15 protein-coding genes are annotated in these 16939 nt (G+C 66.2%); 3 read left to right on the forward strand and 12 right to left on the reverse strand.

Annotated elements, in window-relative coordinates:
• Nucleotides 1–14: 14 nt before the first annotated feature.
• Nucleotides 15–1280 carry an urea ABC transporter substrate-binding protein gene (urtA, locus tag BEMPMBAN_RS05220; protein WP_159229329.1) on the reverse strand — a complete coding sequence of 422 codons (1266 nt, stop codon included), beginning with the start codon at nucleotides 1278–1280 and terminating at the stop codon, nucleotides 15–17.
• Nucleotides 1281–1547: 267 nt separating this feature from the next.
• Between urtA and BEMPMBAN_RS05225 the strand changes: the two genes are divergently transcribed.
• Complete coding sequence (locus BEMPMBAN_RS05225) at nucleotides 1548–1979, forward strand: Rv2576c family protein (RefSeq protein ID WP_159229330.1); 432 nt, start codon at nucleotides 1548–1550, stop codon at nucleotides 1977–1979.
• A 5-nt stretch (nucleotides 1980–1984) separates the two neighbouring features.
• Here BEMPMBAN_RS05225 and helR read toward each other — a convergent pair whose 3' ends face one another.
• Entirely contained in the window at nucleotides 1985–4177 is a 2193-nt protein-coding gene (gene helR, locus BEMPMBAN_RS05230; RefSeq protein WP_159229331.1) for an RNA polymerase recycling motor ATPase HelR, read from the reverse strand.
• 88 nt (nucleotides 4178–4265) lie between these two features.
• On the opposite strand from helR, the gene BEMPMBAN_RS05235 reads away from it, so the two are divergent.
• The gene (locus tag BEMPMBAN_RS05235) at nucleotides 4266–5282 is read left to right on the forward strand and encodes an Rv2578c family radical SAM protein (RefSeq protein WP_159229332.1); all 1017 of its coding nucleotides are present in this window, start codon (nucleotides 4266–4268) and stop codon (nucleotides 5280–5282) included.
• 34 nt (nucleotides 5283–5316) lie between these two features.
• On the opposite strand, the gene thpD is transcribed toward BEMPMBAN_RS05235, so the two are convergent.
• The 8 genes from thpD to BEMPMBAN_RS05275 form a co-directional block, all read right to left on the reverse strand.
• Entirely contained in the window at nucleotides 5317–6228 is a 912-nt protein-coding gene (gene thpD / locus BEMPMBAN_RS05240) for an ectoine hydroxylase (protein ID WP_159229333.1), read from the reverse strand.
• The gene (locus BEMPMBAN_RS05245; RefSeq protein WP_159229334.1) at nucleotides 6225–6617 is read right to left on the reverse strand and encodes an ectoine synthase; all 393 of its coding nucleotides are present in this window, start codon (nucleotides 6615–6617) and stop codon (nucleotides 6225–6227) included. Before BEMPMBAN_RS05245 ends, thpD begins: the two co-directional genes overlap by 4 nt.
• 34 nt (nucleotides 6618–6651) lie before the next feature.
• A complete protein-coding gene (gene ectB, locus BEMPMBAN_RS05250) occupies nucleotides 6652–7941 on the reverse strand; it encodes a diaminobutyrate--2-oxoglutarate transaminase (protein WP_159229335.1) in 1290 nt (429 codons plus the stop codon).
• Nucleotides 7942–7949: 8 nt separating this feature from the next.
• The gene (gene ectA / locus BEMPMBAN_RS05255) at nucleotides 7950–8513 is read right to left on the reverse strand and encodes a diaminobutyrate acetyltransferase (protein ID WP_234897303.1); all 564 of its coding nucleotides are present in this window, start codon (nucleotides 8511–8513) and stop codon (nucleotides 7950–7952) included.
• 444 nt (nucleotides 8514–8957) lie between these two features.
• Nucleotides 8958–10223, reverse strand: coding sequence for an acyl-CoA dehydrogenase family protein (locus BEMPMBAN_RS05260; RefSeq protein ID WP_159229336.1), 1266 nt, complete (start codon nucleotides 10221–10223; stop codon nucleotides 8958–8960).
• The gene (locus tag BEMPMBAN_RS05265; protein ID WP_159229337.1) at nucleotides 10220–11380 is read right to left on the reverse strand and encodes an acyl-CoA dehydrogenase family protein; all 1161 of its coding nucleotides are present in this window, start codon (nucleotides 11378–11380) and stop codon (nucleotides 10220–10222) included. Before BEMPMBAN_RS05265 ends, BEMPMBAN_RS05260 begins: the two co-directional genes overlap by 4 nt.
• A gap of 32 nt (nucleotides 11381–11412) precedes the next feature.
• Nucleotides 11413–12642, reverse strand: coding sequence for an amidohydrolase family protein (locus BEMPMBAN_RS05270; RefSeq protein WP_159229338.1), 1230 nt, complete (start codon nucleotides 12640–12642; stop codon nucleotides 11413–11415).
• A gap of 131 nt (nucleotides 12643–12773) precedes the next feature.
• Entirely contained in the window at nucleotides 12774–13361 is a 588-nt protein-coding gene (locus BEMPMBAN_RS05275; protein ID WP_159229339.1) for a TetR/AcrR family transcriptional regulator, read from the reverse strand.
• Nucleotides 13362–13470: 109 nt separating this feature from the next.
• Between BEMPMBAN_RS05275 and BEMPMBAN_RS05280 the strand changes: the two genes are divergently transcribed.
• Nucleotides 13471–14355 carry an acyl-CoA thioesterase gene (locus BEMPMBAN_RS05280; protein WP_159229340.1) on the forward strand — a complete coding sequence of 295 codons (885 nt, stop codon included), beginning with the start codon at nucleotides 13471–13473 and terminating at the stop codon, nucleotides 14353–14355.
• A gap of 7 nt (nucleotides 14356–14362) precedes the next feature.
• Here the strand turns inward: BEMPMBAN_RS05280 and BEMPMBAN_RS05285 are convergent, their stop codons facing one another.
• Complete coding sequence (locus BEMPMBAN_RS05285) at nucleotides 14363–15994, reverse strand: DUF885 domain-containing protein (RefSeq protein ID WP_159229341.1); 1632 nt, start codon at nucleotides 15992–15994, stop codon at nucleotides 14363–14365.
• On the reverse strand, nucleotides 15987–16877 hold the full coding sequence (ypfJ, locus tag BEMPMBAN_RS05290; protein WP_159229342.1) for a KPN_02809 family neutral zinc metallopeptidase: 891 nt from the start codon (nucleotides 16875–16877) through the stop codon (nucleotides 15987–15989). Before ypfJ ends, BEMPMBAN_RS05285 begins: the two co-directional genes overlap by 8 nt.
• Nucleotides 16878–16939 lie beyond the last annotated feature (62 nt).

A 16939-nucleotide genomic window follows, 5' to 3' on the forward strand; every position in this document is an offset into this window, starting at 1 on the left:
TTCGCTCGCCCCCGTCACCCGGAGAGCCCGGCGGCCCACGGGTAGGACTCCAGGAACGGGTCCGGCTCGATCGGGCCGGGGGACTCCCAGATCGTGTAGATCAGGCCGTCGGGCCGGATCTCACCGATGCGGGCGGTCTTGGTGATGTGGTTGTTCTCGCCGTCGATGGTGACCAGACCCTCAGGTGCGTCGAACGTGACCCCGCCTGCGTTCTCCTGCACGGCCGCGACGTCGAACGACTGCGCCTTCTCGACGGTGTTCTTCCACAGGTACACCGACACGTACGCCGCCTCCATGGGATCCGACGTCGGCTTGTCGGCGCCGAACTTGGCCTTGTAGGCCGCGACGAACTCGTTGTTCACCGGAGAATCGATGGTCTGGTAGTAGTCCCACGCCGTCAGCTGACCGTCGATGTTCTGCACACCGATGCCACCGACCTCTTCCTCGGCGATCGACACCGACACGACCGGCATCTCCTGCGGGGTGAGCCCGACGTTCTTGTACTCCCGGAAGAACGCCACATTGGAGTCGCCGTTGAGGGTGTTGAAGACCGCGTCGGCGTCGGCGCTGCGGACCTTGTTGACGATCGTGGAGAAGTCGGTCGAGCCCAGGGGCGTGTAGTCCTCGCCCTTGATCTCCATGCCGTTCGCTTCGGCGTACGCCTTGATGATCCGGTTGGCGGTCTGCGGGAAGACGTAGTCGCTGCCCACCAGGTAAAGCGACTGGACGCCCTGCTCCTTGAGGTAGTCCAGTGCCGGCACGATCTGCTGGTTGGTCGTCGCACCGGTGTAGAAGATGTTGGGGGAGGACTCCAGGCCCTCGTACTGCACGGGGTAGTAGAGAAGTGAGTTGGCGCTCTCGAACACCGGGAGCATCGCTTTGCGGCTCGACGACGTCCAGCCGCCGAACACCGCGGCCACGCAGTCGCTGCTGATCAGCTTCTCGGCTTTCTCGGCGAAGACCGTGGGCTCAGAGGCGCCGTCCTCGGCGACCACCTGGATCTGCTTGCCCATCACCCCGCCGTCGGCGTTGATCTGCTCGACAGCCAGATCGATGGCGTTGCGGACAGTCACCTCGGAGATCGCCATGGTGCCCGACAGCGAGTTCAGCGCGCCCACCTTGATGGTGTCACCGGAGGTGTCGACGCAGGACTCGGCATTTGCTGCGTCGGTCTCGCTGGCCTTGCTGCCGCAGCCTGCCAGCAGCAGGCTGGCTATCGCGATGACACTTCCTGAAGTGAGAGCGGATCGTCTGAACGAAGAGCGTCGGGGGTGTTCCATGAACGGCCTTTCGTGCTGTCAACAGCGCTCATCCCCTGATGAGGTGTCGAGTCGGAGTAGCTTCAGAACGCATCAAGCGCAGAAGCAACCACACCGAGCGGGTGTCGAATCGGGACGTTAGAACGCCTGTGTTTCTGCTAAGTGTCTGTGTGTGACGAACAAATTAACGTGCGCACATTCCGGGAATTGGTTTGCCGTTAACTCAACCCGGCGTCGGAGGACTGTCCTGTCCGTAACGATCCGGTACCGTCCGGCGATGTGACCATCATGCGAACAGCTACAGCCAAACTAGGGGCGGCAGTCGGGGTGTCACTGATGGCGGCGGCCGCATCCATTGTGGCCGGCCCGGTGACGGCGAGTGCTCAACCCGACGGTCAGCAGGTCCGGTACACGCTCACGTCCGCGGGCGCCTACGAGTTCGACCTGTTCTATCTGACCTCCCAGCCGCCGAGCATGGAGGCCTTCAACGCCGACGCCTACGCGTTCGCCAAGCGGGAGAAGGTCAGCCTGGCCCCCGGGGTGCCGTGGGTGTTCGAGACCACGATGGCCGATCCGCAGTGGGCGATCCTCACGGTGAGCAGCACGACGCGCGGCGGACAGGCTGCGCCGAACGCGCACTGCGACATTGCCGTCGACGGTGAGGTGCTGGTGGCGCACGACGACCCCTACAACGTGCGGTGCCAGCTGTCGAAGTGGTAGCTCGGCTACCGCGCACTCAGCCCTGACAGGGCTCCCGGCAACGGGCCACGGTGCAGCACACCCAGGCGTTGGGTGGCCCTGGTGAGCGCGACGTAGAGTTCGGCCGCGCCGCGCGGGCCGTCGGCGAGGATGCGTTCCGGCTCCACCACCAACACCGCGTCGAACTCGAGGCCTTTGGCCTCCGCAGGGGCGACGGTGCCCGGAGCGCCGGGCGGCCCGATTACGATGCTGGTGCCCTCCCGCGCGGCCTCTTCTGCGATGAACTCGTTGATGGCAGTGGCTACTTCGTGCTCGCCGACCTCACGCGACCACGGCTGGACACCTGTCGCCCGCACCGAGTCGGGCGGCCTGACCCCGGGCGCGAACTCGGCGAGAAGCGCGCCGGCGACGCGCATGATCTCCGCCGGGGTGCGGTAGTTCATCGACAGCGGTCGGTAGATCCAACGGCCGGGCACGTAAGGCTGGAGCATGGTGTCCCAGGACGTGGCGCCTGCGGCCGACCGGCGTTGAGCCAGGTCGCCCACCACGGTGAAAGATCTACTCGGACAGCGCCGCATCAGCACCCGCCAGTCCATCTCGGAGAGTTCCTGGGCCTCATCGACCACGATGTGGCGGTAGGTCCAGTCCCGATCCGAGGCGGCACGCTCGTCGAGTTCGCGGTTGTCCCGCTCGGTGAAGCGGTCGGCAAGGTCCTCGGCGTAGAGCATGTCGGTGGCCAGCAACTGGTCCTCGTCCTCCATGAGGTCTTCGCGGCTGACCATGAGTTCCAGCACGCCCTCGGCGAACTCGGCCTCGGCCCGGCGTTCCCGTTCGGCTGCCTGATCGGCAGTCGTGTCGCGACCCAGCAGGTCCACCAGTTCATCGAGCAGCGGCACGTCCGACACCGTCCAGCTCTCACCCTGCGCGCGAAACAGCGCAGGGTCGGCACCCGCGGCCCGTAACCGATCATGTGACGAGTAGAGCTCGCTCAGAAGGGTTTCCGGCGTCAGCTTCGGCCAGAGTTCGTCGAGCGCTGCCGCAAACCCGGCGTGGTCACCGAGCTCGTCGACCAACTCGGCCCGCAGGTGCTCCCATGCGGCCCGGTCCTCGCGGGTCAGCCACCCCCGGCCGATCTTGGCGATCGCGCGTTCGGTCAGCACCCATGTGATGACGTCGGTGAAGACCGCGCGGGCGTCGTTGTGCGGCTGTTTGCTCGCGCGGGCCTCCTGGATGGCCCACTCGGCGGTCTCGGCGTCGATGCGCACGGCGGCGTCGGTCAATTCGATCGGAATCGGGTTCTCGGGAACCCGTTGCCGGTCGGCGATTGCCGCGTCGAGGACCTCGAGCATCTTCAGCGAACCTTTGAGTCGCGCGGCCTCGGGCGGATCCTCGGCGGTCACTCGCAGACCGGGCACCAGGTCGCCGACGGTCATGAACACCACGTTGGATTCACCCAACGACGGCAGAACCCGCCCGACGTGGTTCAGGAAGGCCGGGTTTGGTCCGATTACGAGCACCCCGTGGTGCTCGATCCGCTGGCGCTGGGTGTAGAGCAGGTAGGCCACCCGGTGCAGCGCGACGACGGTCTTGCCGGTCCCGGGGCCGCCCTCGATCACCAGAACACCTTGGTGATCGAGCCGGATGATCTCGTCCTGTTCGGTCTGGATGGTGGCGACGATGTCGCGCATCCCGTCACCGCGGGGCGCGTTGACGGCGGCGAGCAGCGCGGCGTCGCCCGAACCGCCCCGCTCACCGTCACTGGGACGGCCGAGGGTCTCGTCGGTGAAGTCGAGGACCATCCGCCCGCGGGTGTGGAACTGCCGGCGACGGCGCATGTTCTCCGGGGAGGCCCCGGTGGCGACGTAGAACGCGCGGGCCGCCGGCGCCCGCCAGTCGAGCAACAGGGTGTCGTAGTCGTTCTCCTCGTCGAGGAGGCCGATCCGGCCGATGTAGAGGCGATCACCCGAGAGGCTGTCCAGCCGCCCGAAGCACAGCCCGCTGTCGGCCACATCCAGCCGGGCCATCTGGCGGGCCAGCGCGCGTACCTCGGCGTCGCGTTCCACCAGTGTCTGCCCGCTGCCGCGCAACACCGACTTGTACCGGTGCCCCACCCGCGCGCGCTCGGCGTCGAGCCGCCCGTAGAGCCCGGCGATGTAGCCCCGCTCGGACTCCAGTTCGGCCGCGTGGTCCTGAAGTTCTGCGTACCCCTGAGTCGACATGTGCCCCTCAACCTACGGAAGGCGCGAGTGCTCCTTCTCCTCCGACCATCCTCCTTGACGCCAGGTCGAACATATGTTCGCATAGGGTATGCGGTGGGATCGTCAGGGCGTCAGCGTGGACGACGGCGCATTGCCAGGACTACAGCGCATCGGCTTCGTGCGCACCGTACGCACCCCCCAGTTCGACAACGTCACCTTCCACGAAGTGTTGTGCAAGTCGGCGTTGAACAAGGTCCCGGGAACAGCCGAGCACCTACCGTTCCAGTACACCGTCAACGGGTACCGGGGCTGTTCACACGCGTGCCGGTACTGCTTCGCCCGGCCCACCCACGAGTACCTGGAGTTCGACTGCGGCCGCGACTTCGACAGCCAGGTCGTGGTGAAGACCAACGTCGCAGAGGTGCTGCGCCGTGAGCTGCGGCGACCGTCGTGGCGGCGGGAAACCGTTGCGCTGGGCACGAATACGGATCCGTACCAGCGGGCGGAGGGCCGTTATGCATTGATGCCGGGCGTCATCGGCGCTCTCGCCGACTCCGGGACGCCGTTCTCGATCCTGACGAAAGGCACGTTGCTGCGCCGGGACCTGCCGATGCTGACCGAGGTGGCCCGCCGGGTTCGCGTCGGCGTGGCGGTGTCGCTGGCCGTCGGTGACCCGGAGTTGCACAGCCGGGTCGAACCGGGCACGCCGTCGCCGCAGGCCCGGCTCGGGCTGATCTCGGCGGTGCGCGCGGCAGGGCTCGATTGTCATGTCATGGTGGCGCCGGTGCTGCCTGGTCTGACCGATTCGACCGAACACCTCGACGACCTGCTCAGCCGGATCGCGGCGGCCGGCGCAACCAGCGCGACAGTGTTCGGACTGCATCTGCGGGGGTCGACCCGCGGATGGTTCATGGACTGGTTGGCGCGCACCTACCCCGAGATGGTCGGCGAGTATCGCCGGCTGTATCGGCGTGGTGCCTACCTGCCGCCGGAGTTTCGCCACGAGCTGAGCAGCCGGGTCTCCCCGCTGCTCACCAAGCACCGGTTGGCGCGCACACCGCAGCGCAGCGCACCGGTGCGGGCAGCGCCCGCACCGGTGGTGGCTGCACAGCAGACGTTGTTCTGACGGGCCGTCCTGGCCTGTGGAGAGGTGCCGAGGCTCAGGTCGCGGCAGCGACGCTGAACGGTTGCTCGGTCCGGGCGGCGAGATACTCCGGACGGGGCGTGTCCGCCCGGAACGGGTCGCACAGGCGGTTCTCCACCGAGTTGAACACCAGGAAGATGTTGGACCGCGGGAAGGGCGTGATGTTGGACGCCGATCCGTGCATCATGTTCGAGTCGAACCACAGGGCGGTGCCCGCGGGCCCGGTCACCTGCTCGATCCCGTATTGGTCGGCCGCCGCGGTCAACGTCGCCCGGTCGGGAACACCGATCTCCTGCTTGACCAGTGACGCCTGGTGATGGTCCTGGGGGGTCTCACCGACACACGGGTAGAACGTGTTGTGCGACCCCGGCATCACCATGAGCGCGCCGTTGTAGGTGAAGTTCTCGGTCAGCGCGATCGAGCAGGACACCGCGCGCATCAGCGGCATGCCGTCTTCTGCGTGCCAGGTTTCGAAGTCGGAGTGCCAGTAGAAGCCGCCGCCGGTGAAGCCGGGCATCAGGTTGATCCGCGCCTGGTGCAGGTAGACGTCGCTGCCCAGGAGCTGGCGCGCGACGGGCAGCACGGTGTCGAGGGTGACCACCTCGGCGATCAGGTCGCTGAGCAGATGCGGTTGGAACACCGAACGGATACCGCCTGACGACTCACGGATGATCCGCGGATCGGTGTCGTCGGCACGTTCGCCGATCTGCTGGAGCTCGTCACGAACCGGCGGCAGCCAGTTCTCTTCGACGGTCCGCGGCCGCACCAGGTAGCCGTTGGCGGTCATCGACGTCAGGTCCGCCTCGGCCAGCGGTCCGTCGGACTCCTTGCCCCAGACCGTCGGTTCCCGTCGGACAATCGGCGCGGCGGCCTGAGGCAGGCGGGTGGGGTAGTGGTCCTGACAGCGGTCGGTGTCGTCGGCGGTCATCGGATCGCCGCCGCGGGTGGGTAGGCTCCGCTCTCGTCGTGCACCTCCTGCCCTGTGACGGGCGGATTGAACACACAGAGCATGCGCAGCTGGGTGTGGCAGCTGACGCGGTGCCGTTCGTGGCCGTTGAGCAGATACATGGAACCGGGAGCCAGCGGATGTTCCTCGCCGGTCTCGTGGTTGGTCAGGGATCCGGTGCCCTCGACCACCCACACGGCTTCGACATGGTGCTGGTAGTGGAACTCGCTCACCGAGCCGGGCTCGATGGTGGTTTCGTGGAACGAGAATCCGACGCCGTCGTCGGCGAGGATGATTCGTTTCGACCGCCAGTGCTTGGCCGACACGTCGCGTTCGGTGCCGGTGATCTCTGCGGTGGTACGCACGATCAAAGTCGCATCTCCTTTCTTTCAGGTAGTGGGCGAGTCAGGGCAGCGTCGCTGCGACCGATTCTGCCAGGATGTCGATGCCTTTATCCAGGTCTTCCACCGTGGTGGTCAGCGGCGGGAGCAACTTGACCACCTCGTCCCGGGGGCCACTCGTCTCCATCGTCACGCCGCGGTCGAACGCCGCTCGGCACACCTCGCCGGCCTGGGAGGTTTCGGCGAACTTCAGCCCCTGGGCCATCCCGCGCCCACGGGCGCTGACCCCTTCGTGATTCTGCGCGATGGCTTCGAGGCGATCCCTGACATGGCGGCCCTTGGCCTCTGTCTCGTTGGCGAAAGCATCGGAGGCCCAATAAGTCTCGAGCGCCTTGGTGGCGGTGACGAATGCGGGGTTGTGGCCACGGAAGGTTCCGTTGTGCTCACCGGGAGTCCAGACGTCGAGTTCGCGGCGGAACAACGTCAGCGCCATCGGCAGACCGTAACCACTGATCGACTTGGACAGCGTGACGATGTCCGGCACGATCCCGGCCTCCTCGAAACTGAAGAACCGCCCCGTGCGTCCGCACCCCATCTGCACATCGTCGACGATGAGCAGGATGTCTCGGCGACGACACAGTTCGGCCAGCGCCTGGAGCCACTCGGCGCGGGCCACATTCAGGCCACCCTCGCCCTGCACCGTTTCGACGATGACGGCCGCAGGATGGTTGAGTCCGCCGCCGGAATCGTCGAGCACGCGCTCGAACCAGTGGAAATCCTCGGTCGCACCACCGAAGTAGTTGTCGTAAGGCATCGGGGTCGAATGGACCAGCGGGATGCCGGCGCCGGCGCGCTTCATCGAGTTCCCGGTCACCGACAACGCTCCCAGCGTCATGCCGTGGAACGCGTTGGTGAAGTTGATGATCGACTCACGGCCGGTCACCTTGCGTGCCAGCTTCAGGGCGGCCTCGACGGAATTCGCACCGGTGGGACCCGGGAACTGCACCTTGTAGTCGAGGCCCCGTGGGCGCAGGATCAGCCGCTCGAAGGTTTCGAGGAAGTTGGTTTTCGCCGCGGTCGCCATGTCGAGGGAGTGCACGATCATGTCGCTGGCGAGATAGTCGAGCAGCGGCTTCTTCAGGGCCGGGTTGTTGTGCCCGTAATTCAGGGCCCCGGCGCCGGCGAAGAAGTCGAGATAGCGCCGGCCGTCGACATCGGTCAGCCAGGATCCCTGCGCGACCGCCATAGTGGTGGGCCAGCTGCGGCAGTAGCTGCGGACCTCGGATTCCACCGAGTGGTACACCTCGGGGAGGTCGGCATCGGTCAACGGGGGGTTGAGCTCTGAGATCGACATAAGTCCTTTCACAGATCTGAGTTGTCGAGATTCGCGGTGATCGGACCGATCTGAAGGATCGGTTCGTCTTCGTGCGCCTGGTCGGCATCGAGATGCTCGGCCAGGAATCGTTCGTGTTCGGTGATCGGCACCCCGTGCCGACGGGCGAAAGCGCCGAACAGCGCGCGTGAGGCGGCGTTACTGGGGGCGACGGTCGCCTCCACGGTGACCGGGTGACCATGGCGGTCTTGGCGGACCCATCGGGTCAACGTGTCGAGCATGGTTCCTGCCAGACCGGTTCCCCGTGCGGAGGCGGCCACGGCTACCTGCCAGACGAACAGCACTTCCGGCCTGGTCGGTGGGTGGTAGCCGGTGATCAACCCGCACAGCTCCCCGCCGCGGTCCGCCACGATACAGGTGTCGGCGAAATCGGTGGCCATCAACAGGTACGCGTAGGTGGAGTTGAGATCCAGCACCCCGGTCGTGGCGACCAGGCGGTGCATTGCGATGGCGTCCGCGTCGGTCGGACGACGCAGGAACTGCTGCCACGAATCAGGCTGTCCGACCGAGCTGTTGGCTTCGACGCTGTTCACATCGACTAGACGCGCATCTGAACTCTTCAGCCCAGCGCGCGGCGCACGCACATCCACTTGGTTTGGTCACCACCGAACAAGTATCGAGTTTCGTCAGTCACGTCATCGGTGGTTCGACCGTATTTCAGCAAATGCGCAGAAGCAAGCAGCGTCGGCACCGAACTCAGTGGTCGAACGGTTGCCGGCGGCCGCCTCACCTGCTCTGATGCGACTCTCGGCGCGCCGACCGAAGGTTTCCGGGCTGTTACCGAATTGTTATCGACAATTGTCCGGCAGGCTGGGCGCAAATCCGACATCGCTTGTCGCGCATAGTTTGTCCGCACCATCAGTCAACTTATGCCAGGTATGACCCGGGTCACATTCGCGGGCAAACGCAGAACGTTGACTGTGAGTTGCGCTACGGGGATGTGGCTATGGAGATGTGATGGGGTAACCCAGTGGCCGCTACTGACGGCCGCGCTTGACCTGATTGAACGGAACGCCCCGGTCGGCGGCGGGCTCGCGCGGAAAGCCCAGGATGCGTTCGCCGATGACGTTGCGGGCCATCTCCGAACTGCCGCCGCCCAACGACCCAGTCTGTCGGGAGAGGTACCGGACACCGACGTTGTCCATGAGGCCTGCGAGGTCCCCGCCTTCGTCGACCACGCCGGCAGTGCCGGCGATGGTCAACGCTGTGTCGACCTCGAGTTCGGTGGTTTCGGCGTGGAAGAGCCTGATCAACGTGCCTGCGTTGGGCGGCAGCGAGCCATCGCCGATGGACTGCGCCACGTGGGTGATCAGCTGCTCTTTCACCGCGCGGCGCACCAACGCGCGACCGGCCAGGTCCTGGACCCGCAGGTCGTCCCCCTGACCGGTGGCCTCGGCCAGTCCGACATGGTCGGGGGGCATCTCGTGGGCGTTCTCCGCACCGGATCCGCTGGCGAACTCCGACCCGCCGCCGACTGCGCGGCGCTCGTGAAAGAGCTGCCGAGAGGCCACTTCCCAGCCCTTGTTGACTTCACCGACCACTGCGTCGTCGCCCAGTTCGAGGCCGTCGAAGAACTCCTCGCAGAACTCCTCGGAACCGTTGACCTCTTTGATGCGGCGCATCGTGATGCCGGGCGAGTTCAGCGGTACCAGGAACATCGTCAGCCCCTCGTGCTTGGGCAGGTTCCAGTCGGTGCGGGCCAGCAGCAGTCCGTAGTCGCCGGCGAACGCGCTGGTGCTCCACGTCTTGGCACCGTTGATCACCCACTTGCCGTCGCGCCGGTCCGCCCGGGTGATGACACCGGCGAGGTCGGACCCGCCGCTGGGCTCACTCAGCAGTTGCACCAGGATCTCGTCGCCGCGGATGGCAGCCGAGAGGCGTTCGCGTTTCTGTGCCTCGCTACCCATGTCGAGGATCGTCGCGGCGCAGATCGTGAACGTGGGGACATTGAGAATGAGTGGCATCTCGTAACCACGGCACTCGGCATCGAACGCCTTCTGGTAGGAGTGGTCCAGGCCGAGCCCGCCGTACTCCCGCGGGAAACAGATCCCGGCGAAGCCACCCTCGTACAGTCGCTTCTGCAGTTGCTTTGCCCGGTCCCAGGATTCGGCCTCTGCGCGCACCGCGTACGGTGGATCGTCGGGGTCGACCCGTGGCATGTTCGCGGCCAGCCACGTGCGGGCACGTGCGGCGAAGTCGGCGACCGATTCACTGGTCCCGGTCGAGCTCACGGTTTCCGTCATGCTGAGGGCTCCATCCGTCGCTGCTCGTCACGTGTGCGGTTCACCCTGGTGAGCGCGAACACGGCACGGTGATGGTCCTCGGGGGAACCGAACATCGCCCGGTACAGCGCGACCCGGCGCAGGTAGAGATGCAGATCGTGTTCCCAGGTCACGCCGATCCCGCCGTGTAGTTGTACGCAGTCCTGCAGCATCGCCGGGGCACGCTCTGCGACATAGGCTTTCGCGACGCTGACCAGCAGCTGGGCATCTGGTGAGCGTGCCGCCACCGCGGCTACCGCCCCCGTGGTGGTGGCGCGACATGCCTCGAACCACATCTTCATGTCGGCGGCGCGGTGTTTGAGGGCCTGGTACGAGGCCAGCGGACGGCCGAAACTGTGGCGGTCGAACAGCCACTGGTTGGTCATCGCGAGGACAGCGTCGAGGATGCCGACGATCTCGGCGCACTGCAGCACGAGGGCGACCTGGCGCTGGCGCTCGATGATGGCGGGAGTCTGATCGGCACTTCCCACGACTGCCGACTCGTCGATCTGGACGCCGTCGAATTGCACTCGCGCGTAACGCTTCACCATGTCGATCGAAACCTGCGGCGTGATCGTCACCCCGGCAGTGCCGATCGGCACCAGGAACTGTCTGATCTGACCCTCGCATTCGGCGACCACCAGTACCGCGTTGCTCTCGGCTCCGGCCTCGACGCGGTCCTTGACGCCGTCGATCCGGTAGCCCGACCCGGTGCGGGTCGCGGTGGTGGTGGCGTGAAGGGGAGCGAAGCCCCGGGTGGGTTCGTACACCGCCCAGGAGGCCACGCTTTCTCCCGACACCAGCGCCTCGATCGCCGCTTCGTGTCCGCTCGGCGCCTCGACGAGCCCGGCCAGCACGACGCTGACCGGATGCAGCGGCCCGGGCGCGACCGTGTGACCGGTCCGTTCGGCGACCATGGCAAGATCGGCGACCCCGTCACCGGAAACACTGCCACCGCCGAGTTCGTCGGGCACCAGCAGGCTCGTCCAACCCAGTTCGGCTGCCCGCTGCCACCATTCACTCTGAAACGAGACGCCGGACGCATGCAGACCACGCACGTGGGTCAGGGATGCCTGCTTCTCCAAGAACGTCTCAGTGGTGGCGGCGAACAGCATCTGCTCCGGGTTGGCGACCGTCATGTCTGTTCCTCGCAAGCGTCGTAGGCAAATGGTCAGGTCAGGACGAGCGCAGGCACATCGGGCTTGTAGACCTTCTTGTTCTCGACCTTGAACAGATCGACCATGTTGCCGCCCATCACCTTTCGGACACCTTCTTCGTCGAGTCCGTGGGCCACCAGGTCGTCGACCAGGTTGATCGGGTCGGCCAAGCCCTCCGGATGCGGCCAGTCCGAGCCGAAGATCACGCGGTCGATGCCACACAGGTCGGCCATCTGCTTGAAATTGTCCTCCCAGAACGGCGCGACGTACACGCACCGTTTGAACGCCTCGATCGGATCCTCCGGGAACTCGGTGGGCATCTTCATGAAGACGTCTTTGAACTGGTGGAAAAGGTGCGGCACCCAGGAGCCGCCGTTCTCCACCGAGAGGATGCGCAGCTCGGGGTTGCGCGTCAGCGCGCCGTGGCACACCAGCGCGGCCATCGTGTCCTCGATGGCCCGCTTGCCCATCGCGACCATCCGGAACGAGGTCGGCTTGAACGGCTTGTACTCGTCGCCGGGTTCCCAGTCGTTGAGGTACTCGGCGTAGCCGCTGTCCGAGGCGTGCATCGACACCGGGATGCCGGCTTTGACACAGGCGTCCCAGAACGGGTCGAACTCGGGCAGTCCGAACGATCGGCTGCCCCGGAAACCGGGTACCGGCGCCGGCCGGACCAGGACGGTCTTGGCCCCGCGCTCGACGCACCATTCGAGTTCCTCGATCGCGCGGTCGACGATGGCCAGGTTGATCACCGGGGTGGAGAAAATCCGATCCTGGTAGTTGAACTGCCAGGTCTCATACATCCACCGGTTCAATCCGTGGACGATGTCGAGAATCGCCTCGGGGTCGTCCTTGAGGCGCTCTTCGACCAGGCTGGCCAGCGTCGGGAACATCAGCGTGTAGTCCAGGCCGAGTGCGTCGAGCACCTCCAGGCGGGCCTCGGGATTGCGGAATGCCGGAATGGCCTTCATCGGCTTGCCCATCACCTCGCGGTAGCTCTTGCCGCCGCTCCCGTGCCGGAAGTACTCCTCTTGCGCGCCCGGGCGCGCGACCACCTCGAACGTCGGATTGGGAATGTAGTCACTGATCGTGTTGCGGACGACGATCTTGGTGCGGCCGTGGACATCGATGTAGTCGATGATGCCCTTGCGGCGATCGGGCAGGAATTCGGTGAGCGCCTCTTTGGGCTCGTAGAAGTGATTGTCGGCGTCGAACACCGGATAGTCGAGATGGCGAGACGGCATGGTACAGGCTCCTGACATGACGTGTTTGCGCGCACCGGTAATGGCATTACCGGTTCAGTGGTAACGACATTACCACGCTCAGATGTAACGGTGCCAGCAGCGCCGTGCCGCCGTTGTCGCAGTTCAGAGGGCTAGCGCGTCAGGCCGCGGAGGCAGAAGGTGTGCAAGTGGCTGCCGTCGATGGGAACGCCGTTGAGTTCGGCGCCCAGGTCACGCAACCGCAGTGCGCCCAGCACCGTCTGCATCAGGATCGCGGCATCGGTGTCGACATCGAGGTCGGTGCGGAACGCACCCTCGGAGATGCCGCGGCGCAGGATGTCGGCGAACAGCCCGTGCAGCGGTGCCAGCACCTTGGCGAACTCCCTGGGCCGGGTCTCCAACAGGTGGTCGTTGTAGTAGGTCAGACCCCGGTTGATGCTGTCCTGGGTGGTGGATTCTGCGGGGGCGCTGATCCGCTCGATCAGCCGGCGCAGGGCGTCGGCGCTCGACCGCGCGGCGGTTTCGGCGCGCCAGTCCTCGGTCGCGTCGGCCATGATCTTCTCGACCAACGCCAGCAGCAGTTCGTCTTTGGTGGCGAAGTGCTGGTAGAAGGCCCGCAGGGAGGTCTTGGAACGCTCGACCACCTCCAGAACGGTGAAGTCGGTGCGGCCGGTCTCGCCGAGGATCGCCAGCGCCGAACCCATGAAGCGGGTGGCGCGGGATTCGGTCTCGGCTGCCATCGGTCACCACCTTCCTGCTCGCCGTCAGCTGCTGGTAATGACGTTACCGCTATCGGCGAACCTCGGTTACTGTTCCCACGACCATTACTTCAGTGGAGGCTCACCGAGAATGACAACTGATTCGGCAGACACGCAGTGGACAGTGCAGGCACTGCTCGATCTCTTCGACGCCGCGCCCCGCGGGCAGGACGAGTACACCGCGCAGACCGGCCCCGCCGGTGAGGACCAACGGCAGGTGGTCGAGGGCACCCAGGTGCTCGCCCAGTCGATTGTCGCTGCTGCCAAGCGGTTCCCGGAGAAATCGGTGCGGTCGGTGTACTCGGTGTTCGCCCGCGCCGTCATGGTCGGTGCCGGGCCGGTGGAACTCGGTGTCGATGTGGTCAGCGAAGGCCGTTCCACCGCAACGGCGGTCGTGACCGCCAGCCAGAACGGCAAGCGCTGCATCACGACGACGGTGCTTGCCGACGTGCCGACCGACGACGTCATCCGTCACCATCTGCCCAGGCCTGACGTGGCCCCACCCGAGCAGGCCAATGTCGCCTCGATGCCGATGGCCGGTCGCGAGCTGCGGCTGGTCGACGTCGAGGACGTGAACAGTCCCGACGAGGTCGGGCCACCCGAGCTGTATGCCTGGTTGCACTACGACCCGATTCCGGCGCGTGACGACCTGGCCAAGGCGCTGATCGCGTATTTCACCGGCCACCTGGGGATTTCGACCACCATGCGCGCGCACCCGGGCATCGGAACCAGTCAGGCGCACCTGACGGTCTCGACGGCGCCGATGACGGTGTCGGTCAGCTTCCACGAGCCGGTGCGCTGGGCCGACTGGTTGCTCTACACCCATGAGAGCACCCAGGTGGGCGCCGGCATGTCCTATGTCCGCGGAGCGGTACACACCCGGGAGGGGGCGCTCATCGCGTCATTCACCCAGGACGCGCTCATCCGCCCGCTGCGCCGGACCGACACCTCCATCAAGGAGCAGTCGCGTCTCTGACTGGCGGTCAGGCGGTCAGCGACGAACGCAGCACGTCGAGTGGTAAGCCACCCAGATCCAGTGCCCGGCTGTGGAAGTCCTTGAGTGAGACGCCTCGGGCTTGTGTCTCGGCGCGCAATTGCTGCCAGATCCGCTGGCCGATCGCATACGACGGGGCCTGGCCGGGCCAGCCCAGATAGCGGTCGAGCTCGAATCGTAGGTTCTCGTCCGCCATCGCGCTGTGCGACTTCAGGAATGTCCACGCCCGCTCGGCATCCCAGACTCCGCCGTCGGGGGTGCTCAGCCCGCAGTGCACACCGATGTCGATGACCACGCGTGCGGCCCGGAATCGTTGAGCGTCAAGCATTCCCATCCGGTTTCCGGCATCGTCGAGCCAGCCGAGTTCGGCCATCAGCCGTTCGGCGTAGAGCGCCCACCCCTCGCCGTGCCCGGAGACCCAGCACCCGAGCCTGCGCCACCGATTCAGCTGATCGGCCAGCACCACCGCCCGGCCGATCTGCAGATGGTGTCCCGGAACGCCTTCGTGGAACACCGTGGTCGTCTCCTGCCACGTGTGGAACGTGTCGACGCCGTGGGGGACCGACCACCACATCCGGCCGGGCCGGGACAGGTCTTCCGACGGTCCGGTGTAGTAGATGCCGCCGGTGTGGGTCGGCGCGATCCGGCATTCCAGGTTGCGCAGCGGTTCGGCGATGTCGAAATGGCGATCGGCCAGTGACGCGACCACGCGATCGGACAGATCCTGCATCCACTGCCGCAGTGCCTCGGTGCCATGCACCGCATACCGTGGCTCGCTGTCCAGCCGCTGAAGCGCTTCTGCCGCCGATGCGCCGGGATACAGCCGGTTGGCTGTCGAATCCTGTTCGGCGACGATGCTTTCCAGCTGCTCCAGGCCCCACGCATAGGCCTCGTCCAGGTCGACGACCGCTCCGAGGAACGACCGCGACAACACCCCGTACGCGTCCCGTCCGCACGCGTCCGACTCCCGGGAGTAGGGGCCGACATCGTCGCGCAACACCCTGGCCAGTGAGGCGTAGGCATCTGCCGCGTCTTCGGCGGCGTGATGCAGTTCCTTGCGCAACGCCTCGTTTCCCGGAGCGGCATCGGCGACCATCGAGACGAACAGGCGCTGGATCTGCCCGGATTGCTCGACACCTCGTCGCACCTGGCGGGCGGCAGGGGCCCGCCCGGCCGCCGCGGTGGCGCGCAGCGCGTCGGCATAGCCGGCGACGCGCTGTGGCAGCCGCGACAGCCTGCGGTTGATCACCACCCAGTCCTCTTCGGTCTCGGTGGGCATCAGGTCGAACACGTCGCGCATCGTCTGCAGCGGCGAGTCGATGACGTTCAGTTCGCCGACATCGAGCCGGGCGTCGTGGATGTCGAGCAGCACACCGAGCCGTTCCCGCATCGCCGCGACGGTGACCACGTCCACGTCATCGACGGGGTGCGCGGTGTCGAGCTCCCGCAGGGCCGCCCGGGCGGCCTCTGCGCGGGCGGCGACGCCCTCGGGGGAGTAGTCGGTGATCTGGTCGTCGTGGCCGGTGATGCCTGATTCGGTTGCGGCGCAGGGGTCAAGAGCGGCCGACGTTTCGAGGTAGCGCTCGGCGACGGCGTCGACGGCGGTGGTGGGCCTAGCCAAGGTTGTCAGTGGCGAACGTGTCGCACTTGGCGGGGTCTCCGGTCTGATATCCGGTGGTGAACCACTTCTGCCGCTGTTCGGAGGAGCCGTGGGTCCACGATTCCGGATTGACCCGGCCCGTGGCGGCTTCCTGGATGCGGTCGTCACCGACAGCGGATGCGGCCGACAGTGCGTCTTGGATATCTTGGTCGGTCAACGGTTTCAGGAACGGCACCCCGGTGCCCTCCTGCTCGGTGATCGCCGCGTAGTGCGCCCACACGCCCGCGTAGCAGTCGGCCTGCAACTCGGTGCGAACCCCGCCGCCGGTGGCCCCCTGGGGGTCCCGCTGGGCGCGGCCGAGCGTGCCCTGGAGGTTCTGCACGTGATGGCCGAACTCGTGGGCGACCACGTATTCCTGGGCGAACGGTCCACCGCTGGAACCGAACTGGTCGACCAGGGTGTCGAAAAAACCCGTGTCGAAGTAGGCGGTTTCGTCGAGGGGGCAGTAGAACGGCCCGACATCGCTGGTCGCGAAGCCGCAACCCTCGGTCTGGACACCTTCGGTGAATATCTCGATGTTCGGCCGGGTGTACCCGGGCATCAATTGTGCCCACACCCCGTCGAGCGAGTTGCCGGTCGCCACCACGCGGCACTGCACGATTGTGTTGGCGTCCTCGCCCGTCCGGCACTGGCTGAGGTCGAATCCGGGCGTTTCCACCCCTTGGGTGTCCATCTGCTGTGGGGGAACCACCGTGCCCGGATCGACGCCCAGGAACAACGCGACCACCACGATCAGCAGACCGCCGAGGCCACCGCCGACGGCGATGCCCCGGCCGGGACCTCGACTGCCGCCACTGCTGGACGTGGTGCTGGTGTCGATCCGCACGCCTTCGTTGAAGGTCATCGCACTACCTCGTTTCACCGCAGGGCCGGCCATGCCACCGTGCCAGGCCCCGATCGGATCAA

The sequence above is a fragment of the Mycolicibacterium austroafricanum genome (assembly GCF_902705885.1).
Classification (GTDB): Bacteria; Actinomycetota; Actinomycetes; order Mycobacteriales; family Mycobacteriaceae; genus Mycobacterium; species Mycobacterium vanbaalenii_A.

What these genes read in the sequence shown, in the direction of transcription:
- urtA (WP_159229329.1), bottom strand. Translation starts at nt 1,280, where the DNA reads ATGGAACACCCCCGACGCTCTTCGTTCAGACGATCCGCTCTCACTTCA.
- BEMPMBAN_RS05225 (WP_159229330.1), top strand. Translation starts at nt 1,548, where the DNA reads ATGCGAACAGCTACAGCCAAACTAGGGGCGGCAGTCGGGGTGTCACTG.
- helR (WP_159229331.1), bottom strand. Translation starts at nt 4,177, where the DNA reads ATGTCGACTCAGGGGTACGCAGAACTTCAGGACCACGCGGCCGAACTG.
- BEMPMBAN_RS05235 (WP_159229332.1), top strand. Translation starts at nt 4,266, where the DNA reads ATGCGGTGGGATCGTCAGGGCGTCAGCGTGGACGACGGCGCATTGCCA.
- thpD (WP_159229333.1), bottom strand. Translation starts at nt 6,228, where the DNA reads ATGACCGCCGACGACACCGACCGCTGTCAGGACCACTACCCCACCCGC.
- ectB (WP_159229335.1), bottom strand. Translation starts at nt 7,941, where the DNA reads ATGTCGATCTCAGAGCTCAACCCCCCGTTGACCGATGCCGACCTCCCC.
- BEMPMBAN_RS05260 (WP_159229336.1), bottom strand. Translation starts at nt 10,223, where the DNA reads ATGACGGAAACCGTGAGCTCGACCGGGACCAGTGAATCGGTCGCCGAC.
- BEMPMBAN_RS05265 (WP_159229337.1), bottom strand. Translation starts at nt 11,380, where the DNA reads ATGACGGTCGCCAACCCGGAGCAGATGCTGTTCGCCGCCACCACTGAG.
- BEMPMBAN_RS05270 (WP_159229338.1), bottom strand. Translation starts at nt 12,642, where the DNA reads ATGCCGTCTCGCCATCTCGACTATCCGGTGTTCGACGCCGACAATCAC.
- BEMPMBAN_RS05275 (WP_159229339.1), bottom strand. Translation starts at nt 13,361, where the DNA reads ATGGCAGCCGAGACCGAATCCCGCGCCACCCGCTTCATGGGTTCGGCG.
- BEMPMBAN_RS05280 (WP_159229340.1), top strand. Translation starts at nt 13,471, where the DNA reads ATGACAACTGATTCGGCAGACACGCAGTGGACAGTGCAGGCACTGCTC.
- ypfJ (WP_159229342.1), bottom strand. Translation starts at nt 16,877, where the DNA reads ATGACCTTCAACGAAGGCGTGCGGATCGACACCAGCACCACGTCCAGC.